The sequence below is a fragment of the Cellulosimicrobium sp. SJTW-1 genome (genome assembly GCF_047716875.1).
Classification (GTDB): Bacteria; Actinomycetota; Actinomycetes; order Actinomycetales; family Cellulomonadaceae; genus Cellulosimicrobium; species Cellulosimicrobium funkei.
Genome location: NZ_CP136680.1, coordinates 853455 through 878679, shown reverse-complemented (window position 1 = coordinate 878679; position 25225 = coordinate 853455). Strand labels below are relative to the sequence as shown.

Annotated in this window: 19 protein-coding genes; 13 read left to right on the top strand and 6 right to left on the bottom strand. The window is 74.4% G+C overall.

The window, feature by feature from the left end:
- Positions 1 to 16 precede the first annotated feature (16 nt).
- The 5 genes from RSE42_RS04025 to RSE42_RS04005 are packed head-to-tail and all read left to right on the top strand — an operon-like array spanning position 17 to position 5205.
- Positions 17 to 973: a carbohydrate ABC transporter permease gene (locus RSE42_RS04025; RefSeq protein WP_114553201.1), complete on the top strand. Its 957-nt coding sequence runs from the start codon at positions 17 to 19 to the stop codon at positions 971 to 973.
- Complete coding sequence (locus RSE42_RS04020) at positions 970 to 1890, top strand: carbohydrate ABC transporter permease (RefSeq protein ID WP_232422954.1); 921 nt, start codon at positions 970 to 972, stop codon at positions 1888 to 1890. The genes RSE42_RS04025 and RSE42_RS04020 overlap by 4 nt, the downstream gene beginning before the upstream one ends.
- A gap of 8 nt (positions 1891 to 1898) precedes the next feature.
- On the top strand, positions 1899 to 2957 hold the full coding sequence (locus RSE42_RS04015) for an NAD-dependent epimerase/dehydratase family protein (RefSeq protein WP_415297919.1): 1059 nt from the start codon (positions 1899 to 1901) through the stop codon (positions 2955 to 2957).
- Positions 2957 to 4144, top strand: a complete 1188-nt coding sequence (locus RSE42_RS04010) for a dihydrodipicolinate synthase family protein (RefSeq protein ID WP_415297918.1) — start codon at positions 2957 to 2959, stop codon at positions 4142 to 4144. Before RSE42_RS04015 ends, RSE42_RS04010 begins: the two co-directional genes overlap by 1 nt.
- The gene (locus RSE42_RS04005) at positions 4141 to 5205 is read left to right on the top strand and encodes a hydroxyacid dehydrogenase (RefSeq protein ID WP_415297917.1); all 1065 of its coding nucleotides are present in this window, start codon (positions 4141 to 4143) and stop codon (positions 5203 to 5205) included. Before RSE42_RS04010 ends, RSE42_RS04005 begins: the two co-directional genes overlap by 4 nt.
- Positions 5206 to 5285: 80 nt before the next feature.
- Here RSE42_RS04005 and RSE42_RS04000 read toward each other — a convergent pair whose 3' ends face one another.
- Positions 5286 to 6284 (bottom strand): DMT family transporter, encoded by a 999-nt coding sequence (locus tag RSE42_RS04000; RefSeq protein WP_415297916.1) that lies wholly within the window; start codon positions 6282 to 6284, stop codon positions 5286 to 5288.
- Between the two features lie 82 nt (positions 6285 to 6366).
- On the opposite strand from RSE42_RS04000, the gene RSE42_RS03995 reads away from it, so the two are divergent.
- Complete coding sequence (locus RSE42_RS03995) at positions 6367 to 7278, top strand: LysR family transcriptional regulator (RefSeq protein WP_415297915.1); 912 nt, start codon at positions 6367 to 6369, stop codon at positions 7276 to 7278.
- A gap of 16 nt (positions 7279 to 7294) precedes the next feature.
- Here the strand turns inward: RSE42_RS03995 and RSE42_RS03990 are convergent, their stop codons facing one another.
- The gene (locus RSE42_RS03990; protein WP_021483152.1) at positions 7295 to 7681 is read right to left on the bottom strand and encodes a YybH family protein; all 387 of its coding nucleotides are present in this window, start codon (positions 7679 to 7681) and stop codon (positions 7295 to 7297) included.
- 372 nt (positions 7682 to 8053) lie between these two features.
- Here RSE42_RS03990 and RSE42_RS03985 point away from each other — a divergent pair, with 372 nt between their 5' ends.
- Positions 8054 to 8515, top strand: coding sequence for a tRNA (cytidine(34)-2'-O)-methyltransferase (locus RSE42_RS03985; RefSeq protein ID WP_194217709.1), 462 nt, complete (start codon positions 8054 to 8056; stop codon positions 8513 to 8515).
- A gap of 101 nt (positions 8516 to 8616) precedes the next feature.
- Here RSE42_RS03985 and RSE42_RS03980 read toward each other — a convergent pair whose 3' ends face one another.
- Both RSE42_RS03980 and xylA read right to left on the bottom strand, forming a co-directional pair.
- Positions 8617 to 10212: a xylulokinase gene (locus RSE42_RS03980; RefSeq protein ID WP_415297914.1), complete on the bottom strand. Its 1596-nt coding sequence runs from the start codon at positions 10210 to 10212 to the stop codon at positions 8617 to 8619.
- 1 nt (position 10213) lies between these two features.
- Positions 10214 to 11404, bottom strand: a complete 1191-nt coding sequence (xylA, locus tag RSE42_RS03975) for a xylose isomerase (RefSeq protein ID WP_186325206.1) — start codon at positions 11402 to 11404, stop codon at positions 10214 to 10216.
- A gap of 101 nt (positions 11405 to 11505) precedes the next feature.
- Between xylA and RSE42_RS03970 the strand changes: the two genes are divergently transcribed.
- On the top strand, positions 11506 to 12735 hold the full coding sequence (locus RSE42_RS03970; RefSeq protein ID WP_415297913.1) for an ROK family transcriptional regulator: 1230 nt from the start codon (positions 11506 to 11508) through the stop codon (positions 12733 to 12735).
- A gap of 41 nt (positions 12736 to 12776) precedes the next feature.
- On the opposite strand, the gene RSE42_RS03965 is transcribed toward RSE42_RS03970, so the two are convergent.
- Both RSE42_RS03965 and RSE42_RS03960 read right to left on the bottom strand, forming a co-directional pair.
- Positions 12777 to 14300 carry an alpha-N-arabinofuranosidase gene (locus RSE42_RS03965; protein ID WP_171467486.1) on the bottom strand — a complete coding sequence of 508 codons (1524 nt, stop codon included), beginning with the start codon at positions 14298 to 14300 and terminating at the stop codon, positions 12777 to 12779.
- 65 nt (positions 14301 to 14365) lie between these two features.
- The gene (locus tag RSE42_RS03960; RefSeq protein ID WP_043654319.1) at positions 14366 to 15367 is read right to left on the bottom strand and encodes a LacI family DNA-binding transcriptional regulator; all 1002 of its coding nucleotides are present in this window, start codon (positions 15365 to 15367) and stop codon (positions 14366 to 14368) included.
- Positions 15368 to 15676: 309 nt separating this feature from the next.
- Between RSE42_RS03960 and RSE42_RS03955 the strand changes: the two genes are divergently transcribed.
- The 5 genes from RSE42_RS03955 (at position 15677) to RSE42_RS03935 (ending at position 25169) form a co-directional block, all read left to right on the top strand.
- Entirely contained in the window at positions 15677 to 16618 is a 942-nt protein-coding gene (locus tag RSE42_RS03955) for a carbohydrate ABC transporter permease (RefSeq protein WP_043654297.1), read from the top strand.
- A gap of 4 nt (positions 16619 to 16622) precedes the next feature.
- Positions 16623 to 17561: a carbohydrate ABC transporter permease gene (locus RSE42_RS03950; RefSeq protein WP_043654299.1), complete on the top strand. Its 939-nt coding sequence runs from the start codon at positions 16623 to 16625 to the stop codon at positions 17559 to 17561.
- 110 nt (positions 17562 to 17671) lie between these two features.
- On the top strand, positions 17672 to 19003 hold the full coding sequence (locus tag RSE42_RS03945) for an ABC transporter substrate-binding protein (protein WP_043654300.1): 1332 nt from the start codon (positions 17672 to 17674) through the stop codon (positions 19001 to 19003).
- A 138-nt stretch (positions 19004 to 19141) separates the two neighbouring features.
- Positions 19142 to 21322, top strand: a complete 2181-nt coding sequence (locus RSE42_RS03940; protein ID WP_415297912.1) for a beta-galactosidase — start codon at positions 19142 to 19144, stop codon at positions 21320 to 21322.
- 247 nt (positions 21323 to 21569) lie between these two features.
- Positions 21570 to 25169, top strand: coding sequence for an Ig-like domain-containing protein (locus RSE42_RS03935; RefSeq protein ID WP_415297911.1), 3600 nt, complete (start codon positions 21570 to 21572; stop codon positions 25167 to 25169).
- Positions 25170 to 25225 lie beyond the last annotated feature (56 nt).

Below are 25225 nucleotides of genomic sequence, written 5' to 3'. Positions count from 1 at the left end.
TACGAGAGGAGAACCCATGACCGCGACCGCCCCCACCTCGGACGGGCTGACCGCCGACGGGCCCGACCGGCGCCCGACGCCGTCGAGGCCCTCGCGCGGCACGACCCGCCGCGTCCTGGAGCGCCGTGAGGCGAGGATCGGCCTGCTGTTCGCCCTCCCCGCGTTCCTGCTGTTCCTGCTGTTCCGCTTCGGCCCGGCGATCGCCGGCGTCGCGCTGAGCTTCTTCGACTACACCATCGGCGTCGGCGCCGAGTGGACGGGCGTCGAGAACTTCCGCCGCATGGTCGACGACCCGATCTTCTGGTCGGCGCTGCGCGTCACGGTCGTGCTGAGCGTGCTCATCGTCCCCGTGTCGCTCGCGATCTCGACGTTCATGGCGCTCATGGTGCGCCGCTCGTTCCGCGGCTCCGGCTTCTACCGCTCGGTGTTCTTCCTGCCCGTGGTCACGAGCCTCGTGCTCGCGGCGACCGTGTTCACGTGGGTGTTCTCCACGAACGGCCCGTGGTCGAAGCTCATGGGGGCGCTCGGGTTCTCGACCGACTCCTGGCTGGGCGACACGCTGCTCGTGCTGCCCGCGCTCGCGATGGTCGCGATCTGGTCGCGCTTCGGCTACGGGATGCTCATCCTCCTCGCGCGCATGCAGGACCTGCCGCGCGAGCTCGAGGAGGCGGCCGCGATCGACGGCGCCGGGCCGTGGAAGCGGTTCTGGTTCATCATCGCGCCGCAGCTCAAGCCGACCCTGTTCTTCCTCGCCGTCATCGAGACGACGGCGTCGTTCCAGATCTTCGACCTCGTCTACGTGATGACGGCGGGCGGGCCCGCCCGGGCGAGCTACAACCTCGTCTTCTACATCTACGACCAGGGCTTCAAGTACTTCGACCTCGGCTACGCGAGCGCGCTCGGCGTCGCGCTGTTCGTCGTCACGCTGGTCGTCGCCCTGATCCAGCGCTACGCCATCGGGAGGGACAAGTGACCGCCGTCGACCCCACCACCACCGGGCGGGTGCTCGAGGGCGCCGCGATGCCCGTGCGCCCCACCGCGACCCGCCGCCGGCGCGGCCGCAAGGGCGCGAGCGACCTGTCGCTGCGCGGCAAGGTGCTGCGCTACGTCGTGCTCTCGCTCGCCGCCGTCGTGACGATCTTCCCGTTCTACGCGATGGTCGTGCTGTCGCTGAAGCCGGCCGCCGCGATCGACTTCCCCGCGTCGCTCCTGCCGACGAACCTCACGACCGAGGCCTACGGCCGCGTGCTCGGCGCGGGCAACATCGGCACCTGGCTCGTCAACACGCTCGTGTACTCCGTCGTGTCCGTCGTCGCGGTGCTGCTGCTCGCGTCGATGGCCGGCTACGCGTTCGCGAAGAAGAAGTTCCCGGGGCGCGAGGCGATGTTCTGGTCGTTCCTCGCGATGGTCATGGTCCCGTACCACGTGACGCTCATCCCGACGTTCATCCTCATCGCGCAGGCGGGCGGGCTCGACACGTACTGGGGCCTGATCCTGCCGACGCTCGCGAACGCGCAGGCCGTGTTCCTCATGCGGCAGTTCATCCTCGACCTGCCCGACGAGCTGTTCGAGGCCGCGAAGCTCGACGGCGCCTCGGAGTGGCGCATCTTCCTGCGCATCGTGCTGCCGCTGTGCAAGCCGATCCTCGCGACGCTCGGCACGTTCGTCTTCCTGTGGCACTGGAACGACTTCCTGTGGCCGCTCATCATCGGCCAGGGCACCGACCACTGGACGCTGACCGTCGGCATCGCCTCGCTCCAGCAGCAGGACGTGCCGCTCAACATGGTGCTCGCGGGCGCCACCATCTCGTTCGTTCCGATCTTCGCCTCGTACCTCGTGGCCCAGCGCTTCTTCGTCGAGGGCGTCACCTCGTCCGGCATCAAGGGATGACTCACCACATGACCACGCAGACCAGCACCACCGCCCTGAAGGCCCCGACGTCCGTCGCGGAGCTCGAGGAGCTGCTCACGACGCCGTCGCCCGCCCTCGTGGAGGACCTGGCCGCCCGCTCGGGCGACCTCGTCATCCTCGGCGCGGGCGGGAAGATGGGCCCGAGCCTGACCGTCCTCGCCCGCCGGGCGCTCGACGCGGCCGGGCGCACGGGCGACGCCGTGCACGCCGTCTCGCGGTGGTCCGACCCCGAGCAGGCCGACCGCCTGCGCGACGCCGGGGTGAACGTCGTCGCGGCCGACCTGCTCGCGCCCGACGCGGACCTCGCCGCCCTGCCCGACGGCGCCGACGTCGTCTACATGGTGGGCGCCAAGTTCGGCACGTCGTCCGCGCCGTCGCTCGCGTGGGCCGCGAACGCGGCCCTCGTGCACGACGTCGCGCGCCGCTACGCCGACTCCACCATCGCGGCGTTCTCCACCGGGAACGTCTACCCGCTCGTGCCCGTCGAGTCCGGCGGGTGCTCGGAGGAGCACCCCGTCGGCCCGGTCGGCGAGTACGCGATGAGCTGCCTCGGCCGCGAGCGCGTGCTCCAGCACGCCGCGCTCTCGCGCGGCACGAAGGTCGTGACGATCCGCCTCAACTACGCCGTCGACCTGCGCTACGGCGTCCTGTTCGACGTCGCGTCGCCGATCCTCGCGGGCGAGCCCGTGGACCTCACGACCGGGCACGTCAACGTCGTGTGGCAGGGGTACGCGAACGAGGTCGCGCTGCGCTCGCTCGCGCTCGCGTCGTCGCCCGCGACGGCGATCAACCTCACCGGCCCGGAGACGGCGTCGGTGCGGCGCCTCGCGGAGCTCCTCGGCCGTGGCCTCGACCGCGAGGTGTCGTTCACGGGCGATCCCGCGCCGACGGCGCTGCTCAACGACGCGACGCGCTGCCACGAGCTGTTCGGCTACCCGCAGGTGCCGCTGCGGACGCTCGTGGACTGGCAGGCGCAGTGGCTCGCGGCCGGGCTGCCGACGAGCGGCAAGCCGACGAAGTTCGCCGTGCGCGACGGGGCGTTCTGATGACGGCCCCCAGCACCCCCGCCGCGGCGCCCGCAACCCCGCGCCTCGCCGACCCCGTCGCCGCGCTCCTGCGCGCGGGGACCGTCATCCCGGCCCAGCCCCTCGCGCTCGACGCGGGCCGCCGCCTCGACGAGCGCCGCCAGCGCGCGCTCACGCGGTACTACCACGCGGCGGGCGCGGGCGGCGTCGCCGTCGGGGTCCACACGACGCAGTTCGAGATCCGCGAGCACGGGCTCCTGCGGCCCGTGCTCGAGCTCGCGGCCGAGGTGTCGCGCGCGACGGCCGCGGGCGACGCGCCCGCGGGCTCGCTGCACACCGGGCCCCGCCCGCTCGTCCAGGTCGCGGGCGCGGCCGGCGACGTGCGGCAGGCCGTCGCGGAGGCGGAGCTCGCGGCGTCGCTCGGCTACGACGCGGTGCTGCTCGCGCCGCGCGTGCCCGGTCTCGCCGGCTCGCGCGAGGAGGTCGAGCGCGTGCTGCTCGACCGCGCCCGCGCCGTCGGCGAGGTGCTGCCCGTCATCGGGTTCTACCTCCAGGAGGCGATCGGCGGCCCGCGCCTGTCCGTCGGCTTCTGGCGCGAGTACGCGTCGATCGAGGCGGTCGTCGCGATCAAGGCCGCGCCGTTCCACCGCTACCGGACGATCGACGTGCTGCGCGGCGTCGCCGCGTCGGGTCGCGGCGACGAGATCGCGCTGTACACGGGCAACGACGACGCGATCGTCGCCGACCTCACGCAGCGCCTCGACGTCCCCGTGACCGACGCCGAGGGCCGCGCCTCGACCTTCACGGCGCGGTTCGTGGGCGGCCTGCTCGGGCAGTGGGCGGTCTGGACCCGGGGCGCGGTCGAGACGCTGGCCCTCGCGCACGCCGCGCACGGCGTCGGTCCCGACGGCGGGGCCACCGTGCCCGACGCCGCCGCCCTCGCGACCCTCACCGCGCGCGCGGCTGGCCTCACCGACGCGAACGCGGCCGTCTTCGACGCGGCGCACGACTTCGCGGGCGTCATCGCGGGCGTGCACGAGGTGCTGCGCCGCCAGGGCCTGCTCGACGGCATCTGGTGCCTCGACCCGGAGGAGACCCTCTCCCCCGGGCAGGCCGACGAGCTGACGCGCGTGACGGCGTCGTACCCGTGGCTCGCCGCCGCGGACGATGCGCTCGTCGCGGAGCACCTCGAGGACTGGCTGCGGTGACCGGCGCGCCCGACCCGGGGACCGCCGCGGGGCCCGGCCCGGGTACCGGGGCGGCCCGCGCGGTCGTCGCCGTCGCGCCGTGGCTGCGCACCGAGCTGTTCGCCCCCGACGTGTGGGAGCGCCTGGCGGGCGCGGGACCGTTCGACGTCGTCGACGACCCGCGCGCGCTCGGCGCCGCGCTCGACCGGCTGAGCCCCGCGGCGCGCGAGCGCGTCGACGCGCTCGTCATCTCCTGGGGCACGCCGCCCCTGGACGCGGACCTCCTGGACCGGCTCCCCGGGCTACGGCTCGTCGCGCACACGGGCGCCTCCGTCAAGCCGTTCGTCACGGCCGCGCTGTGGGAGCGCGGGGTCCGCGTGACGCAGGCGGGCCAGGCGATGGCACGCCCGGTGGCCGAGGTCTCGGTGACGTTCGCGCTCGCGCTGCTCCACCAGGTCCCCGCGTTCCACAACGCCCTGCGCGACGGCGTCCCGTGGGCCGACGCCGAGGCCGCACCCCCGCGGTACGAGATCGCGGGCACGCGCGTCGGCGTCGTCGGGGCGTCGCGCACCGGGCGCGCGGCGATCGCGATGCTGCGCGCGCTCGGCGCGGAGGTCGTGGTCGCCGACCCGACCCTCTCCCCCGCCGACGGCGCCGCGCTCGGCGCGACCCTCGTCGGGCTCGACGAGCTGCTCGCGACGAGCCGCGTGACGATGCTGCACGCACCCGTGCTGCCCGAGACCCACCACCTGCTCGGCGCGCGCGAGCTCGCGCTCCTGCCCGACCACGCCGGGCTCGTCAACACCGCGCGGTCGTGGCTCACGGACGAGGACGCGCTCGTCCAGGAGCTCGCGAGCGGGCGGATCAGCGCCGCGCTCGACGTCTACGACGCCGAGCCGCTGCCCGAGGACCACCCGCTGCGCCGCCTGCGGAACGTGCTCCTCACGCCGCACCACGCCGCCGCGACGGTGCAGGGCCGGCTCGCGCAGGGCGCGATCGTCGTCGACGAGCTGGAGCGCTTCCGCGCGGGCGAGCCGCTCGTCCACGAGGTGCGTGAGGCCGACCTCGACCGCATGGGCTGAGCCCGCGGCGGGGCCGGGTCGGAGCGTGTCGCACCGGGCGGGCAGGGTACGTCGGGCCGGGTCGTACCGGCCGGAGCGGGTCAGGCTCGCGCGGCCGGCACCGCGGGCACCGGAGCGACCCGCCGCCCTGGGAGGGTCGCGACCGCGACCCCGGCGAGGCACAGCGCGCCGCCCGCGAAGGTGACCGGCGCCGGGACCTCCGCGAGCACGAGCCAGGAGAGCACCACCACGAGCGGCGGGACGAGATACGTCGTCGCCGCGGCCCGTCCCGCGCTGAGCCGCGAGAGCGCGTAGCCCCACGTCGTGAACGCGACGGCCGTCGGGCCGAGCCCGAGCAGCACGACCGCCCACGTCGACGACGGCGGCGCCGCGGCGGCGTCGGCCGCGAGCGCCGGGGCGAACGGCAGGAGCGCGACCGTGCCCGCGAGGCACCCGACCCACGTCATCGTGAGGGCGTCGACGTGCGCGAGGAGGCGCTTCTGCGACGTCGCACCCGCGGCGTAGAGGACGGCGGCGGTGAGCCCGAGCGCCACGCCGACGACGTCGCGCTCGCCCGAGGACGTCGCGGCCGCGATGATCGCGACCCCGGCGAACGCCGAGGCCATGCCGACGAGCAGTCGCCGCGGGAAGCCCTCGCCGAGCAGGAGGCCCGCGAGCACCGCGACGAGGACGGGCGCGACGTTGACGAGGAGCGCCGTCGTGCCGGCGTCGAGGTGCTGCTCGGCCGCGTTGAGCGCGAGGTTGTAGAGGCTGAACCAGCCGACGCCCCACGCGAGGACGCCCGCGAGCACGCGGCCGCGGGGCAGCACGGGCCGGTGCCCGCTGCGCAGCCACCGCACGGCGACGACGGCGGTGAGCCCGAGGCTGCCCGCGAGCTGGCGGCCCAGGGCGAGCGACCCGGGCGCGTAGTCGTGCCCGGCGGTGCGCACGCCGATGAACGCCGACGCCCACAGCACGACGGTCACGGCCACCGCGAGGACGACGGGCAGCCCGACGCGACGGGCCGGTCCGCGGGCAGAGGGCAGGCCCGGCCGGGCGGAGCCGACGGGTGTCGTCGTCGAGGTCTCGGGTGCGGTCACGGGTCGATCGTCGCCCCGCCGCACCGTTCAGCACCAGCACGTGTTCCTACCGTTCGCTGCAGTACGGCTGTAGCGTGAGGGGATGCTGGACGTGCACCGTCTCCGGATCTTCCGCTCCGTCGTCGCGAGCGGCTCGGTCCAGGCCGCCGCCGCCAACCTCGGGTACACGCCGTCGGCGGTGAGCCAGCACGTGGCCGCGCTCCAGCGCGAGACCGGGCTCGCGCTCCTGGAGCGCGCCGGGCGGGGCGTCCGGCCGACGGCCGCCGGGCTCGAGCTCGCCGCGCAGGCCGACCGCGTGCTCGCCCGGCTCGGCGAGGTCGAGGCCGTCGTCGCGGACCTGCGCGCCGGGCGGACCGGGACCCTGTCGCTCATGTACTTCGCCTCCGCGGGATCCGCGTGGCTGCCGCGCGTCGTCCGACGGCTCACGACCGAGTTCCCCGGGGTCCGGCTCGACCTCGCCCTCGGCGAGGCGATCCCCGACGATCCCGACGCCCGCGCCGACGTGCAGGTCGCCGTCGCGTCGCCCGCCTTCGTCCCCGGCACCGGGTTCCGGGCGCACCACCTGCTCGACGACCCGTACGTCGCCGTCCTCCCCACCGACCACCCGCTCGCCGGGCAGCCCGAGGTGGAGATCGCCGCGCTCGCGACGGAGCGCTGGGTCGACAACGACTTCGCGCGCGGGTGGTGCCGCCGCAACCTCGTCGAGGCGTGCACCGCGGCGGGGTTCAGCCCGCCGTTCCACGTCGAGGCCCACGACTACCCGACGGCGGTCGCGTTCGTCGGCGCGGGCATCGGCATCACGGTGCTGCCGCGGCTCGGCGCGGTGCACCTGCCGCCCGGCCTCGTCGCGGTCCCGGTCGTGCGGCCCGCGCCCGTCCGGTCGGTCTACGCCGTCGTGCGCGACGCCGCCGCCTCGACCCCGCCCGCCCGGGCGGTGCTCGACGAGCTGCGCGCGGTGGCGCGCGCGGGCGCCGCCGAACCGGCCGCGCGCTGAGCGCCGACGCCGCCCGTCACCCGGCGCTGTAGGAGCGGCCGGGCCAGTAGGCCCACTCCTCGAAGTGCTCGACGCGGCCGTCGGGGGCGAACCGCAGGACCCACAGGTCGCGGTACTCCTGCTCGCGCGGGGCGAGGTAGCGGACCTCGAGGCGCACGACGGCGTCCGGGCCGTCCACCGCGACGGGCTCCGCCGTCACCGTGAAGCGCGCGTCCTCGTCCACGCGCCAGAACCCCCGGATCGCGTCGTGGCCGTGCAGGGGCTCGTCGTCGTAGGGCGAGCGCAGGTACGTCGCGTCCGGGGTGAAGAGCCGCTCCACGGCGTCGGCGTCGCTCGCGCGCCACGCCTCCTCGTACGCGGCGACCCAGGCCATGACCTCCTCGCGGCCGCGCTCGCCGGTCATCGGTGGCCCGCCGCGGGGCGAACAGGGATGGTCTGGTGCACGAGAACCTCCACGGTGGTCGTCGTCGACCCGTCGACGCTACCGAGGGAGAGCCGAGGTCCGCGAGGTAGAGCCCCGGTCCACCGAGGTAGAGCCCCGGTCCACCGAGGTAGAGCCCCGGTCCGCCGAGGTAGAGCCCAGGTCCGCCCTGGCTGGCTACCACGCCTCTACCTCGGCGAGACCAGCCCTCTCCCTCGGCGGGGCGCGCCTCAGTGCCGCGGGGGCGCACCTCCCCCGCGGCGCTGCGAGAATCGGGGCGTGAGCGAGACCCCCGACCCCCGCACCGACTGGCGGCCGCACGTCGCCGACCCGGCCGCCCGACCGCCGTCGACCCTGCCGCACGTGGTGTTCTTCGAGCCGCGCATCCCGGGGAACACGGGCAACGCGATCCGCCTCGCCGCGGTGACCGGGGCGCGTCTGCACCTGGTCGAGCCGCTGGGCTTCGACCTGGACGAGCCCAAGCTGCGCCGCGCGGGGCTGGACTACCACGACCTCGCGAGCGTCGAGGTGCACGCGGACCTCGACGCCGCGCTCGCGACCCTCCCGGGCCGGGTGTTCGCGTTCACGACCCGCGCGACGACGTCGTTCACCGACGTGACGTACCGGCCCGACGACGTCCTGCTGTTCGGCCCCGAGCCGACGGGCCTGCCCGACGACGCGCTGGCCCACGAGCGGATCACGGACCAGCTGAAGATCCCCATGCTGCCCGGTCGGCGCTCGCTCAACCTCACCAACGCGGCGTCGATCGCCGTCTACGAGGCGTGGCGCCAGACGGGCTTCGCCGGAGGCGCGTGACCGCGGCGCCGACCCGGCCCACCGCCCCCGCCGACCCGTGAGTACGTGAGACAGTCGCGCCCGAGAGCCTCGGACGCGACTGTCTCACTCAGCAGGGACGGTCAGACCAGGTCGCGGACCGCCGCGTACTGCTCGCGGATAGCCGGGACCGGGTCTGCCTCGATCACCGTGGCCGACGACGCGGCCCACGTGGGCGGGGCGACGTCCGCCCCGGTGCCGCCCGCCTCGTGCGCGGCGAGGACCCACGCCGCCTGGCGCGCGGCGCCGTCGGCCACGTACTCGCCGGGCTCGGGGACCGTGACGGGCAGGCCGAGGACCTGCGGCGCGATGCGCCGGACCGCCTCGGACTGCGCGCCGCCGCCGATGAGCTGCACGCGCTCGACCCGGACGCCGAGCGCCCGCAGCGCGTCGAGCCCGTCCGCGAGGCCGCACAGCATGCCCTCGACGTACGCGCGCGCGAGGTGCTCCGGCGTCGACGTGCCGAGCCGGATCCCGTGCAGCGTGCCCGACGCGTCGGGGCGGTTGGGCATGCGCTCGCCCTCCAGGTACGGCACGAGCACGAGCCCGTCCGCGCCGGGGGGCGCCTGGAGCGCGAGCCGCGACAGCCCCGCGTGGTCGACGCCGAGGACGGCGCGCGCGGCGTCGAGCACCCGGCTCGCGTTGAGCGTCACCGCGAGCAGCAGGTACCGGCCCGTCGCGTCGGAGAACCCGTTGACGAGCCCGGAGCCGTCCGCCGTGCGGTCGTCGGTCACGGCGGACACGACGCCCGACGTCCCGATCGACACCGCGACGTCGCCCGCGACCATGCCGAGGCCGAGCGCGGCCCCGGCGTTGTCGCCCGCACCGGGGCCGAGCAGCGTGCCGCCCTCGACCGCGCTCCCGGCGACCGAGGCGTGCGCGACGCCCGCCGTCGCGGACGGCGCGACGACGCGCGGCAGCACGACGTCGGTCCGTCCGAGCGCGAGCTCCAGCAGGTCGAGGCGGTACGCGGCCCGGCCGTCGGGTCCGTCGTCCCTCGTCGCGTCGTAGTAGCCGGTGCCCGACGCGTCGGACGCGTCGGTGACGAGCGCGTCGAGGTCCGGCCCGAGCGGCGCGGACTCGTCGCCCGCGGGGCCGTACCCCGCGATGCGCCACGTGAGCCAGTCGTGCGGCAGCGCGACGGCGGCGACGCGCGCCGCGTTCTCCGGCTCGGCGTCGCGCAGCCAGCGCAGCTTCGTCACCGTGAGCGACGCGACCGGCACGGACCCGATCGCGTCGGCCCACGCCTGGGCGCCCGCCTCGGTCGCGGACTCGACCCGGTCGTGGGCGTCGGGGACGCCCTCGGCGAGGCGGGCCTCGCCGAGCTCCCGGATCAGGTCGCGCGCCGCGGGCGCCGAGCGCGTGTCGTTCCACAGGAGCGCGTCGCGCACCACGTTCCCGTCCGCGTCGAGCGCGACGAGACCGTGCTGCTGGCCGCCGACGGCGAGCGCCGCGACGTCGTCGAGCCCGCCCGCCGCGGACGCGGCCTCGCGGAACGCGTCCCACCACGCGTCGGGGTGGACCTCGGTGCCGTCGGGGTGCTTGGCCGAGCCCGTGCGCACGAGCGCGCCCGTCCCGGCGTCGCGCACGACGACCTTGCAGGACTGCGTGGACGTGTCGACGCCGGCGACGAGCACGCGCTCGCCGCCGGCGTCGGACGTCCTGGCTTCGGTGGCCACCTCAGCCGATGAGGTGCTCGAGCGCGAGCTGGTTGAGGCGCACGAAGCCGAAGTCGCGGTTCGCCGCGGCGTCGACGTCGAACTCCTCGTACGCGCTGCGGTCCGCGAGCAGGTCGGCCACGGACTCGCCCTCGCCCAGCGTGGGCTGGCCGAGCTCGAACACGCCCGAGTGCGCGAACGCCTCCTGGACGCGGCTGTCGGCGCGGTACGCCGCGGCCTTGCGCGCGAGCAGGCGGTAGGTCTCCATGTTGGCGCGCGCGGAGTCCCACACGCCGACCTCGTTCTCGGTGCGCGACGGCTTGTAGTCGAAGTGGCGCGGGCCCGTGTACGTGGGGCCGCCGTTCGGGAAGCCGTTCTCGAGCAGGTCGACCGTGAAGAACGCGGAGAGCAGGTCGCCGTGGCCGAACACGAGGTCCTGGTCGAACTTGATCGAGCGCTGGCCGTTGAGGTCGATGTGGAAGAGCTTGCCCGCCCACAGCGCCTGCGCGAGGCCGTGCGTGTAGTTGAGGCCCGCCATCTGCTCGTGGCCCGTCTCCGGGTTGAGGCCCACGATGTCGCCGTTGTCGAGCTTCGCGATGAGGCCGAGCGCGTGGCCGATGGTCGGCAGGAAGATGTCGCCGCGGGGCTCGTTCGGCTTGGGCTCGAGCGCGATCTTGAGGTCGTAGCCCTTCTCCTTGATGTACGCCGCAGTGAGGTCGAGGCCCTCCGCGTAGCGCTCGTGCGCGGAGTGCAGGTCCTTGGCGCCGTCGTACTCGGTGCCCTCGCGGCCGCCCCACATGACGAACGTCTTGGCGCCGAGCTCGGCGGTGAGGTCGACGTTGCGCAGCACCTTGCGCAGCGCGTAGCGGCGCACGCCGCGGTCGTTCGACGTGAGGCCGCCGTCCTTGAAGACGGGGTGGCTGAACAGGTTGGTCGTCACCATCTCGATGACGAGGCCCGTGTCCTCGGCGGCCTGGCGCACCGCGTCGAGGCGCTTGGTGCGCTCGGCGTCGTCCGCGCCGAAGGGGACGACGTCGTCGTCGTGGAACGTGAAGCCCCACGCGCCGAGGTCGGCCAGACGACGCACCGACTCGGCCGGGTCGAGCGCCGGGCGGCTCGCGCTGCCGAACTGGTCCTGCGCGGTCCAGCCCACGGTCCACAGACCGAAGGAGAAGTTGATGTCTGCGTCGTGTCGGGTGGTCTCGTCGGCCACGGTGGTCTCCTCGTCGAGAGGGCCGGAGCGACGTCGGTCGACCCCGGCCTATTTATGTCGTACGGCTGAACTTATCCGGCCGGGTCGGTAAGGTCAAGACCGTGAACCGCAGCGTCGCGACCCGGACGGGTCCCCCAGCAGCCCGCCAGGCCACGCTGCGCGAGCACAACCTCGCCCTGGTCGCGCGGGCCGTGTTCGAGGCGTCGCACCCCTGCTCGCGCGCCGACATCGCCGGCGCGAGCGGGCTCACGCGCGCCACCGTCTCGACGCTCGTCGACCGCCTCGTCGCCGCCGGCATCGTGGCCGAGCTGCCGCCCGCCACCCCGCAGCGCGCCGGGCGACCCGCCGTGCCGCTGGCCCCCGCGCCGCGCACCCTCGTGGGCCTCGGGCTCGAGGTCAACGTCGACTACCTCGGCGGCCGCGTGCTCGACCTCACCGGCGCCGTCGTCGCCGAGCAGGTCGACCCCGACGACCTCCACGACAGCGACCCCACCGAGGTGCTGGCCCGCCTCGGCCGCATCGCGCACGACCTCCTCGCCCAGGTCCGCGCCGACGGCATGACCGTCGCGGGCGCGCGCCTCGCCCTGCCCGGCCTCGTCGACCCGCGCGCCGGCCGGCTCGAGGTCGCACCGAACCTCGGCTGGTCCCACCTCGACCCCGTCCGCCTCCTCGGGCTCGGCCCCGACGTCGCCGTCGAGATCGGGAACGAGGCCAAGCTCGCCGCGCTCGCCCAGGCGAGCCACGGCGTCGTGCCCGACGACGCGACCGGGCCCGCGCCCTCGACGTACCTCTACGTGTCGGGCGACGTGGGCATCGGGTCCGCGATCGTCGTCGACCGCCGCCTGTTCCACGGCCGCCACGGCTGGACGGGCGAGGTCGGGCACGTCGTCGTCGACCCGCACGGCCCCCGGTGCCGCTGCGGAGCGACGGGCTGCCTGGAGCAGTACGCGGGCAAGGACGCGCTCCTGCGCGGCGCGGGCCTCCCCGTCGACGCGCCCACCGGGGCGCTCGTCGCCGCCCTCGACGCCGGCGAGCCGGACGCGCTCGCCGCGGTCGAGCGCGCCGGGACCGCGCTCGGCAGCGCCCTCGCCGACTACGTCAACCTCGTCGACATCGACACCGTCCTGCTGGGCGGCATCTACCCCGCGCTCCTGCCCTACCTGCGCGCCGCCGCCGAGGCCGAGCTCCGGGCGCGCGTCCTCGCCGCCCCCTGGACCGACGTCGTGCTGCTGCCCGCGCCGGTCGGCGACCACGCCGCGCTCACGGGCGGCGCGCGCGAGGTGCTGCGCCGCGTCGTCGAGGACCCGAGCGCCTGGGTCGCCGAGGACTGATCCCGGGCGCGCGCCGGTGGTGCGCGCCCAGGGGCCCCGCGTCAGGCCAGGTCGAGCCCGACCGCCGCCCACGAGAGCGCCGGGAGCGTCAGCCGCACCTCGCCGTCCTCGACGCGCGCGCCGAGCGGCACGGGGCGGACGGGCTGCGCGTCCCGCGTGTTGGTCACGAACCGGTCGTGCCCCTCGGGGACCGTCAGCACGACGGCGTCGCGCACCGCCCGCACCCCGCCCGCGGCGAGCGTGACCTCGACAGGGTGCTCCGGGTCACGGTTCACGCAGAACACCTCGACACGACCGTCGGCGGTCGTCGTCGCGGAGACGTCGACGACGGGCACGTCGCCGTACGCGGCGGTCGGGACGGTCGGGCAGTCCGCGGCGACGCGCAGCGCGGCGCCCCGCGCACGGGCGGCCGTGATCGCGAAGGGCCAGAAGATGGTCTGCCGCCACGCGTCGGCGTCGGGCTCGGTGCGGATCGGCGCGATGACGTTGACGAGCTGCGCCTGGTTCGCCATCGAGACCCGGTCCGCGTGCCGGACGAGCGAGTTGAGCAGGCTCCCGACGACGACGGCGTCCGCCACCGCGTACTCGTCCTCGATGATCCGCGGCGCGACGTTCCACGCGCCCGTCAGCAGCGGCTCCTTGTCCCGCTCGTTGAAGCGGTCGAGGTACCACACGTTCCACTCGTCGACGCTGATGCCGAGCCGCCGACCCTGCATCCGGTCGCCGAGCGCCGCCTCCTCCTCGTCGAGGATCCCCGCGACGGTCGCGATGTAGCGGTCGAGCCCGACGCCGGACGCGAGGAAGGAGGGCAGGTCGCCCGGGGTCTCCTCGTAGTAGGCGTGCAGCGACACGTGGTCGACGAGCCCGGCGGTCTGGCGGACCACCTCGCGCTCCCAGTCCCCGAACGTCGGCTGGTCGGCCGACGACGACCCCGCCGCGACGAGCTCGACCGTCGGGTCGACGAAGCGCATCAGCCGCGCGGTCTCGGCCGCGAGCCGGCCGTACTCGTGGGCCGTCTTGTGGCCGATCTGCCAGTCGCCGTCCATCTCGTTGCCGAGGCACCACAGGCGGAAGCCGAACGGGTCCGGCGCGCCGTTCGCCCGACGCTCGTCGGACAGCGCGGTACCGCCCGGGTGGTTGCAGTACTCGAGGAGCTGCGCCGCCTCGGCCGCGCCGCGCGTGCCGAGGTTGACCGCCATCATGACCTCGAGCCCCGCGCGCTCGGCCCACCCGGCGAACTCGTGCAGCCCGACCTGGTTGGTCTCGATGCTGTGCCAGGCGGCGTCCAGCCGGACCGGGCGCTGCTCGCGCGGGCCGACGGAGTCCTCCCACCGGAAACCGGAGACGAAGTTCCCGCCCGGGTAGCGCACGACCGTCGCACCCAGCTCGCGCACGAGCTCGAGCACGTCGCCGCGGAAGCCGTCGGCGTCGGCCGAGGGGTGCCCGGGGTCGTGGATCCCCCCGTACACGCAGCGCCCCATGTGCTCGACGAACGTGCCGAACAGCCGCGGAGAGACGGCGCCCACGGCGTCGTCCGGATCGATCTGGATGCGTGCGTGGGTCATGGTCCTCGTCTCGTGGGTCGGTGCCGACGGGTCGACGGCGGGGATCTGCGGTGCGCGGGCGACGCTCAGCGACGTGTGGCCGCGGCGGGCGGGGGTGCGGTGCTCGCGCGCTCGACGAGACGGGTGGGCACGAGCCGCGTCCCGGTCTCGGCGACGCCGTCGTGCACCTGGCGCAGGACCTGCTCGACGCACCGACGCCCCACCTCGGCGAAGTCCTGGTGGACGGTCGTCAGGGGCGGCAGGAACTCGCTCGACTCGGGCAGGTCGTCGAACCCGACGACGCTCACGTCCTGCGGCACGCGCCGGCCCGCGTCGTGCAGGGCGCGCACGAGCCCGAGCGCCATCTGGTCGTTCGCGACGAACACCGCGGTCACGTCGTCGTCCTCGGCGAGCCGCCGCCCGGCCTCGTAGCCCGACGCGGGCGACCAGTCGCCCCGCTCCGGCTCGGGCACCGGACGGCCGGCGCGCTCCAGCGTCTCGCGCCACGCGACGGCCCGGCGCTCGGCCGCGAAGGAGCTCTCCGGGCCGGCGAGGTGGTGGACGGTGCGGTGGCCGAGGTCGAGCAGGTGCTGCACCGCCTGGCGGGTGCCGTCCGCCTGGTCCGTGTCGACGACGGCGTACGCGTCGCCGGCGTCGGAGTCGGCGACCACGACCTTCACCCCGGGCGGGAGGTTGACTCGCGCCACGTCGAGCAGGTGCACCTCCATGAGGAGGATGATCGCGTCGACGGCCAGCTCGCCGAGGCGCGTGAACGCGCCGTGCACGCCACCCTGGGTCGGCGCGGCGACGGGGATGACGGTGATCGCGTAGCCCTGGGCGGCCGCGGACGTCGCGATGGCCTCGAGCGTGCGGACGTTGCCCGTGGTCGCGAGCGAGAAGAGGATCACGCCGATGGTCCGGAACGTGCCGCTCTTGAGCGCGCGGGCCGCGCTGTTCGGCCGGTAGTCGAGCTCGGCCATCGCGGCGAGCACGCGGGTCCGCGTCTCCTCCACGACCCCGGGGTGCCCGTTGGCGACGCGCGACACGGTCTGCGCGGACACCCCGGCCATCCGGGCGACGTCGGCCATCGACACGCGGCGGACGTCGTGCGGCCGGCGGGCCCGGGCCGGCTCGACGGCGGGGACCGTCTCGGCGACCGGAGCGGTCCGCCGCTGCGGCGCCGTCGTCGTGACGGGGGCGTCGTCGTCGAGCCGGTTGGTCATCCGTCGTCCTCGCGGTCAGTGGCGGCACAGCTCCAGCGCTGGTTCGGCGCCGTCGCGCCGACGTCGACCACCCTAAGCGATGTTTGCGCAAACATCGAATGTCGTGCATGCTGATGTTTGCGTAAACAAGGGCGACGACCGGCGTCCCCCTTCCCCCGACGACGAGGACACAGCATGACGACGACGTCCCCACCCGTGGCAGGAGCGTCCCTGCCATCGGTCGACGCACCTTCGTCCCCCCGCACCCGACGCCACCGGCGCTCGTGGGTCGGCTGGGGCTTCGTGGGTCCGTTCATGGCCGTGTTCGCCCTGGTGTTCCTCGCACCCATCGCGTACTCCCTGTACCTGAGCCTGTTCCGCACGCAGATGGTCGGCGGCACGCACTTCGTGGGCCTCGACAACTACGCCCGGGCGTTCTCGGACCCGCAGTTCTGGGAGGCGCTCGGGCGCGTCAGCCTCTTCCTCGTGGTCCAGGTGCCGATCATGCTCGGCCTCGCGCTGCTCGTCGCCCTCGCGATCGACAGCGGCCGGCTCTACGGCAGGTCGTTCTTCCGCATCTCGATCTTCCTGCCGTACGCCGTCCCGGCCGTCGTCGCGACGCTCATGTGGGGCTTCATGTACGGCACGCGGTTCGGGCTCGTCGGCAACATCAACGACGCGCTCGGCGTCTCGCTGCCCAACCCGCTCTCCCCCGACCTCGTGCTCGCCTCGATCGGCAACATCGTGACCTGGGAGTTCGTGGGCTACAACATGCTCATCTTCTACTCGGCGCTGCGGGTGATCCCCACGTCGCTGTACGAGGCCGCGGAGCTCGACGGGGCCAGCCAGTGGCGCATCATCTCGGCGATCAAGCTGCCCGCGATCCGCGGCGCGCTGGTCATCGCGACGATCTTCTCGATCATCGGCTCCTTCCAGCTCTTCAACGAGCCGAGCATCCTGCAGGCACTCGCCCCGAACGCGATCACGACGTACTTCACCCCGAACCTGTACGCGTACTCGCTGTCCTTCTCCGGGCAGCAGTACAACTACTCGGCCACGGTCGCGATCATCATGGGCGTCGTCACGATGATCGTCGCCTACGTGGTCCAGCTCCGCGGCATGCGCAAGGAGGCCTGAGACCATGACCACCGCGACCCCCACGGCCTCCGCCGCGTCCCGCCCCGGACCGAAGCCCGTCCGCCTCCGCACGCCCCGGCGTGCCGCGTACTCCGCCGACAAGCCCCGCCGCAGCGTGCTGCTCACCGTCCTGACCGGCGTCGTGCTCGTGTACTCGCTCGTCCCGCTCGTCTGGCTCGTCGTCAACGCGACGAAGACCCAGCCCGACCTCTTCGACAGCTTCGGGCTGTGGTTCGGCAGCGAGTTCGCGCTGGTCGACAACGTCGTCCAGACGCTCACCTACGACGACGGCATCTTCGTCCGCTGGCTCGCCAACACCCTGCTCTACGTGGTCGTGGGCGCCGGCGGGGCCACGTTCCTCGCCGTGATGGGCGGGTACGCGCTCGCCAAGTTCGACTTCCCCGGCAAGCGAGGCGTGTTCGCGACCGTCATCGGCGCCGTCGCGGTGCCGGGCACGGCGCTCGCCGTGCCGACGTTCCTCATGTTCAGCCAGATGGGCCTGACGAACACTCCCTGGGCCGTGATCATCCCGTCGCTGATCTCCCCGTTCGGCCTCTACCTCATGTGGACCTACGCCGCCGAGTCGGTGCCCCAGGAGCTGCTGGAGGCCGCCCGCGTCGACGGCGCCAACGAGGCCCGCACGTTCTTCCAGGTGTCCCTGCCGCTGCTCGCGCCCGGCATCGTCACCGTCCTGCTCTTCACCATGGTCGCGACCTGGAACAACTACTTCCTGCCGCTGATCATGCTCAAGGACCCCGACTGGTACCCGCTGACCCTCGGGCTCAACGCGTGGAACGCCCAGGCGGCCACCGCGGGCGGGCAGGCGATCTTCAACCTCGTCATCACCGGCGCGGTCCTGACGATCCTGCCCCTCGTGATCGCGTTCCTGTTCCTGCAGCGCTACTGGCAGTCCGGCCTCGCGGCCGGCTCGGTCAAGGAGTGACGGTCCGACGCCGGACCGTCCACCCACCCGCCGGCACCCCGGCGCACACCCCCACCCGCACCACCCCACGCACCACCCGTCCGTCTGACGACGAAGTGAGAGGAACCCGCATGTCCCCCATCACCCGCAGGTCGCGCCGAGCGACCGCCGCCATCGCCGCCACCGGCGTCCTCGCCCTCGTGCTCACCGCCTGCAGCGGCGGGTCGGGCGGCGGGAGCTCCGACGACGCGGAGAGCGCCCTCGAGGAGGGCGGCACGATCACCGTGTGGGCCTGGGACCCCACGCTGGAGAGCGTCGCCGCCGACTTCGAGGAGGAGAACCCCGGGGTGACGGTCGACATCGTCAACGCCGGCACCGGCAACGACCAGTACACGGCCCTCCAGAACGCGATCGCCGCCGGCTCCGGCGTGCCCGACGTCGCGCAGATCGAGTTCTACGCCCTCCCGCAGTTCGCGCTCTCCGAGGCGCTCACCGACCTCTCGTCCTACGGGGCCGACGACCTCGACGGCACGTTCACGCCCGGCCCGTGGGACGCCGTGACGCAGGGCGACGGCGTCTACGCGCTGCCGACCGACTCCGGCCCGATGGCGCTCTTCTACAACAAGCGCGTGTTCGACGAGCACGGCATCGCGGTACCGACGACGTGGGACGAGTACGTCGAGGCCGCCCGGGCGCTGCACGCCGCCGACCCCGGCGCGTACCTCACCAACGACACGGGCGACGCCGGCTTCACGACCTCCATGATCTGGCAGGCCGGCGGGCGCCCCTACCAGGTCGACGGGACCGACGTCACCGTCGACTTCTCCGACGAGGGCACGCAGAAGTTCGCGACGACGTGGCAGCAGATGATCGACGAGGACCTCGTCGCGCCCGTCACGTCGTGGAGCGACGAGTGGTACCAGGGCCTCGCTGACGGGTCGATCGCGAGCCTCGTGATCGGCGCCTGGATGCGCGGCAACCTCGAGACCTCGGTCGAGTCCGCCTCGGGCGACTGGGCCGTCGCGCCCATGCCCCAGTGGGAGGCCGGCGCCGACGTCACCTCCGAGAACGGTGGCAGCTCGCTCGCCATCCCGGCGGCGAGCAAGAACCAGGACCTCGCGTGGGCGTTCCTCGAGTACGCGACGGTCGGTGACGGGATCGCGACCCGCGTCGCCGAGGGCGCGTTCCCCGCGACCGTCGCCGAGCTCGAGGCCGACGACTTCACGCAGCAGGAGTTCGAGTACTTCGGCGGCCAGAAGGTCAACGAGGTCCTCGCGGACTCCGCCGCGCACGTCGCCGAGGGCTGGGCGTACCTGCCGTTCCAGGTGTACGCGAACTCCGTCTTCAACGACACCGTCGGCAAGGCCTACGTCTCGGGCACCCCGCTCGCCGACGGGCTGACCGCGTGGCAGGACGCCACGGTCACCTACGGCAAGGACCAGGGCTTCACCGTCAACGAGTGACGCGCTGACACCGTCACCCCCGGTCGTCGGGCCGGCGCTCGCTCGCCGGCCCGACGACCTCCCCGAGGACGCCGTCGCGCGTCCTCCCGACCGGCCGGGCACCGCCCGTCGCCGCGCACCGTCCCGCTAGGAGCACGCATGTCTTCCCCCACCCCGTTCCGCTGGCTGCGCCGTCCCGGGCCGCACACGCCGCCGGGCGAGCCCGGCGCGCACACGCCGTCGGGTCTGTCCTACGGCGCGGACTACAACCCGGACCAGTGGCCGCGCGAGGTCTGGGACGAGGACGTGCGCCTCATGCGCGAGGCCGGCGTGACGGTGGTCTCGCTCGCGATCTTCTCGTGGGCCCGCATCCAGCCGACCGAGGACACGTGGGACTTCGCGTGGCTGGACGACGCGATGGACCTGCTCCACGCGCACGGCATCACGGTCGACCTCGCGACGGCGACCGCGTCGCCGCCGCCGTGGCTGACGACGAAGCACCCGGAGGTCCTGCCGCAGACCCGCACGGGCGAGACCCTGTGGCCGGGCGCGCGGCAGCAGTGGCGCCCGACGTCGCCGGTCTTCCGGGAGCACGCGCTGCGCCTCGTCGAGCGCATGGCCGAGCGGTACGGCGACCACCCGGCGCTCGTCGCGTGGCACGTGTCGAACGAGCTCGGCTGCCACAACGTCTACGACTTCTCCGACGACGCGGCCGCGGCCTTCCGCGCGTGGCTGCGCGACCGCTACACGACGCTCGACGCGCTCAACGCCGCGTGGGGCACCGCGTTCTGGTCGCAGCGCTACAGCGCGTGGGAGCAGGTCCTCCCGCCGCGACTCGCCGCGTCGCACCCGAACCCGACCCAGCAGCTCGACTTCAAGCGCTTCTCGTCCGACGCGCTCCGCCAGTACCTGCGCGCCGAGGCGGAGATCCTGCGCCGCGTCACGCCGGACGTGCCCGTGACGACGAACTTCATGGTCATGGGCGAGACGAAGGGCATGGACTACGCCGCGTGGGCGGACGAGCTCGACTTCGTCTCCAACGACCACTACGTCCTGCCCGGCCCGCAGGCGCTCGACGAGCTGTCGTTCTCCGCGAACCTCACGGGCGGCATCGCCCGGCACCGCCCGTGGTTCCTCATGGAGCACTCGACGAGCGCGGTGAACTGGCAGCCCGTCAACGTCGCGAAGAAGCCGGGCGAGCTCGCGCGCGACTCGCTCACCCACGTGGCCCACGGCGCCGACGCGGTCTGCTACTTCCAGTGGCGCCAGTCCGCGGCCGGCGCGGAGAAGTACCACTCGGGCATGGTCCCGCACGCGGGCGAGCGCTCGCGCCTGTTCCGCGACGTCGTCGCGCTCGGCGCGACGCTGCGCGACCTCGCACCCGTCGCGGGCAGCACGCAGAAGCCCGCGCGCGGCGCGATCGTCTTCGACTGGGACTCGTGGTGGACGAGCGAGCTCGACTCCCACCCCACCGACCGGCTGCGCTACCGCCAGGAGGCGCTCGACTGGTACTCGGCGTTCCTCGCGCTCGGCGTGCGCGCGGACGTCGTGCCGTCCGCGGCGGACCTCGCGGCGTACGACGTCGTCGTGGCGCCGGTGCTGCACGTCGTCCCGGCCGGGCTGCGCGACCGCCTCACGGCGTTCGTCGAGGCGGGCGGCCACCTGGTCACCACGTACTTCTCGGGGGTCGTCGACCAGGACGACCACGCGTGGCTCGGCGGCTACCCGGGCGCGCTGCGCGACCTGCTCGGCATCCGGGTCGAGGAGTTCGCCCCGCTGCTGGACGGCGAGAGCGCGACGGTCGAGCTCGCGGGCGAGCAGCTCGAGGGCACGGTGTGGACCGAGCCGGTGGACGTCGTCGACCCCGACGTCGAGGTGCTGGGCTGGTACAAGACCGGCGAGCAGGCCGGCCGCGCCGCCGTGACGCGGCGGACGGTCCGCACCGGGGACGGCACGGGCACCCGCGAGGGCTCCGCCGCGTACGTCTCCACGCGCTTCGGCCGCCAGGGCCTCGTCCCCGTCCTCGCCCGCCTGCTCGACGACGCGGGCGTGCGCAGCGAGCTGCCCGCCGCCGTGCGCGGCGACGTCGAGCTCGCGGTGCGCACCGACGGCACGGACGACTTCTGGTTCCTCGTCAACCGCACGGCGCGCCCGGTCGAGGTGCCCGACGTCGCGGGCGACGTCCTCGCCGGGCGCCGCCTCACGGCGTCGGGCACGACGGACGGCGCGGCGGGAAGCACGGGGGACGGCGCGCTGCTGCTCGAGCCGCGCGGCGTCGCCGTCGTCCGCCGCCCGGCCGCGCCGACCCCGCCGAGGAAGAACCCCGCCACCGCGAGGTAAAGCCCCGGCTCCACGAGGTAGAGCCCCAGTACCGCGAGGTAGAGGCCTGGTACCGCGAGGTAGAGGCCTGGTATCGCCGAGCCGGAGGCCGTGGTCGCCGTCGTCGAGACCACGCCTCTACCTCGGCAGACCGGGGCTCTACCTCGGCGGACCAGGGCTCTACCTCGGCACGACAGACCCCCGCGGGAACGACCCGCACCCGGTGCACCCCGCCGGTTCGCAGCGACGCGAAGGAGGTGGCTCAGGGATGAGCCCGACCGAGACCGACACGACCACGCGGGGTGGACCACCCGGTCCTCGCCGCACGGGCCCGGGCGGTGCGGCCGCCCGCCGGACGGGGGCCCGCGTCGTCGCGGGCCTCGGTGCCGGGGCGCTCGTCGCCGGCTGCGCGCTCGCGGCCCTGCCCGCGCAGGCCGCACCCGCGGGCGCGGTCGCCGCGACCGGCACGACGACGGCCCCCGCCGACGTCGCGGGCGTCACCGTGACGCCCGACCCGTCGTACGCGGGCGCGCCGTTCGAGGGCTGGGGCACGAGCCTCGTGTGGTTCGCCAACGCCACGGGCGGCTACCCGGACGAGATCCGCGACCGGCTCGCGGACATGGTGTTCGGCGACGAGGGCCTCAACCTCAACATCGCGCGCTACAACGTCGGCGGCGGGAACGCTCCCGACGTGCCGGACTACCTGCGCGCCGGCGGCGCCGTCGACGGCTGGTGGAAGGCGCCCGAGGGCACGACGCGCACCGACGTGGACTGGTGGGACCCCGAGAACCCGGACCACTGGGACGAGGACGCCGACGCGACGCAGCGCTGGTGGGTCGACCGCATCAAGGACGACGTCACGCACTGGGAGACGTTCAGCAACTCCCCGCCGTGGTTCATGACCGTGAGCGGGTACGTCTCGGGCGGGTTCAGCTCGACCGCGGACCAGCTCAAGACGGACAGCATCGACGACTTCGCGGCCTACCTGGTCGGCGTGACCGAGCGCCTCGAGGACGCGCACGGCATCGAGGTCGACACGATCGACCCGTTCAACGAGCCCAACACCAACTACTGGGGCACGCAGCTCGGCGCCGACGGCAACCCCACCGGCGGCCGCCAGGAGGGCGCCCACATGGGCCCCGCGCTCCAGGCGAAGGTCGTCCCGGCGCTCGCCGCGGCGCTCGAGGGCTCCTCGACCGACGCCGTGGTCTCGGCGATGGACGAGACCAACCCCGGCACGTTCGCGACCAACTGGAACGCGTACCCGCAGGCGGTCCGCGACCAGGTGTCGCAGCTCAACGTCCACACCTACGGCACGGGCCAGCGCACGACGGTCCGCGACATCGCCAAGGGCGAGGACAAGCCGCTGTGGATGAGCGAGGTCGGCGGGAACTGGAGCTCGACGGGCCAGGACTTCGAGACCATGGAGTCCGGCCTCGGCAGCGCGCAGCACATCGTCGACGACCTGCGCGAGCTCGAGCCGAGCGCGTGGGTGTTCTGGCAGCCGGTCGAGGACTACGCCAACATGGCGCCCGGCGGCGAGAGCGCGAACGGCATGAACTGGGGCGAGATCCAGATCCCGTTCGACTGCACCGCCGAGGACACGCTCGAGACGTGCCCGATCTACACGAACACGAAGTACTGGGCGACCCAGAACTTCACGCACTACATCGAGCCGGGCGACTCGCTGATCCGCTCGGACGACGCGAGCAGCACGGCCGCGGTGTCGGCCGACGGCACGTCCGCGACGGTCGTCCACGTCAACGCCACGAAGGGCGAGCGCGCCGTGACGCTCGACCTGTCGAAGTTCGGTGCGGTCGGGTCCGATGCGACCGTCACCCCCGTGGTCACGAGCACGGCCGGCTACCTCGTCGAGGGCGAGCCGGTGGCCGTCGAGACGGGTGCGGACGGTCCGAGCGCGACGCTCGTCGTGCCGGCCGAGTCCGTGACGACGTTCGTCGTCGACGGCGTCTCCGGCGTCGCGGACGACGCCGCGCTCGTGCAGGACGGGCACGCCTACCGTCTCGACGGCGTCCAGGCGGACCGCTCGCTCGCGCCGTCGGCGTCGGGCACGGGCGTCGTGATCCGCACCGACGCGCCGGTCGCGGAGCAGGCGTGGGAGCTCACGGCGCTCGGCGCCCCCGAGGGCTCCGGCACGCACCGCACGCGCTACGCCGTGACGAACGCGGCCACGGGCCGCCAGCTCGCCGTCGCGGCCGACACGTCCGCCGTCCTCCAGGACGCGCCCGCCGACGTCGCGGACACCCCGCTCGCCGCGCAGTGGATCCTCTCGACGACCGGCGACGGCACCTTCACGCTCGTCAACGCGTCCTCGAAGACCCTCCTCGAGGTCGGCGGCCAGGCGACGGCGGACGGCTCGCCGGTGGGCACGTACCTCGCGAACTCCGGCGTGAACCAGCGCTGGCGCGTGGTCGACGAGACGGTCCTCGGCACCGAGCCCGTCCAGGCGTTCACGACGCCGGGCACCGCGCCCGAGCTCCCCGCGACCGTCACGCCCGTCTACCGCGACGGGGCGCGCGGCGCGCTCCCCGTGACGTGGGACGTGCCGGACGACGACGCGTGGGCCGAGCCCGGCACCGTCGAGGTGACCGGCACCGTGGCCACGCCGACCGGCGGCGAGGTCGCCGCGACGGCGACCGTCGTCGTCGACGAGCTCACGTCCACGCTCCCCGCGCGCGCCAAGGCGTACGCGGGCGGCACCCCGGCCCTGCCCACGACCGTCACGGCGGTCGCCGCGGGCGGCGCGGAGGTGCAGCGCCCGGTGGTCTGGGACGACGCCCCCGCGGGCGCGTACGACGCCGTCGGGGTCGTCGAGCTCACGGGCACGGCCGACGCCGGGGCGGGCGCCACGCTCCCTGCCACCGCCCGCGTCCAGGTGACCGAGGCGGCGTCCGCCAACGGCGCGCTCGCCGCGGGCACGACCGCCAGCGCGACGTTCACCGAGCCGGGCTACGCCGTCGGCGGCGTCGTGAACGGCAACCTCACCGACAAGGCGTGGTCGAACTGGGTGTCGGGCACCAAGCGCACCTCCGACACGCTCACCGTCACGCTCCCCGCGGACCGGGACGTCACGGGCGTCGTGACGCGGTTCTGGAAGGACGGGTCCAGCGCGAGCTGGGCGCAGTCCGTCCGGCTCCAGGCCCTCGTGGGCGGCACGTGGACCGACGTCGGCGCGCCCGTCACGGTGGACGCCTCGCCCGACGGCCCCGCGCCCGCGGTCGAGATCCCCGCGGACGTGCGGACGTCGTCCGTGCGCGTCGTCCTCACGGCACGGGCGAACACCCACCTGGTCGTCTCCGAGATCGAGGTGCTCGCCAAGGTGCCCGGCACGGGGACCGACGCCGCGGCGTCGGGCATCACCGTGGCCGGCGAGCCCCTCGCCGGGTTCGACCCGGCCGTCACGGCGTACGACGTGCCCGTCGCGGGCGGGGTGCCCGCCGTCGAGGCGGTCGCGCACGACCCCTGGGCGACGGTCGCGGTCGAGGCCGCCGACGCCGTCCCCGGCACGACGACGGTGCGCGTCACGGCCGAGGACGGCACGGAGCGGGCGTACGCCCTGCGCTGGACGGCCGACGCCGGCGCGGCGCCGGTGACGGTCACCGCCGAGACGCGGTGCCTGGCCGGCAAGGTGTACGTCGCGGTCCGCGCCACGAACGACGGCGACGCGCCGCTCGACGTGACCCTCGCGACTCCGTACGGCACGCGCACGGTCGCCGCCGTGGCGCCGGGCGCGAGCGCCTACCAGTCGTTCGCGTCGCGCGCGGCGTCCGTCCCGGGCGGGACGGCCGTCGTGACGGTCGACGGGTTCGCACCGCTCGAGGTCGCGTTCGACGCGCGCTCCTGCTGAGCCGTCCGGCCGCACGGTGGGCCGGGTCGGCGTCCTCCGCGACGCCGTCCCGGCCC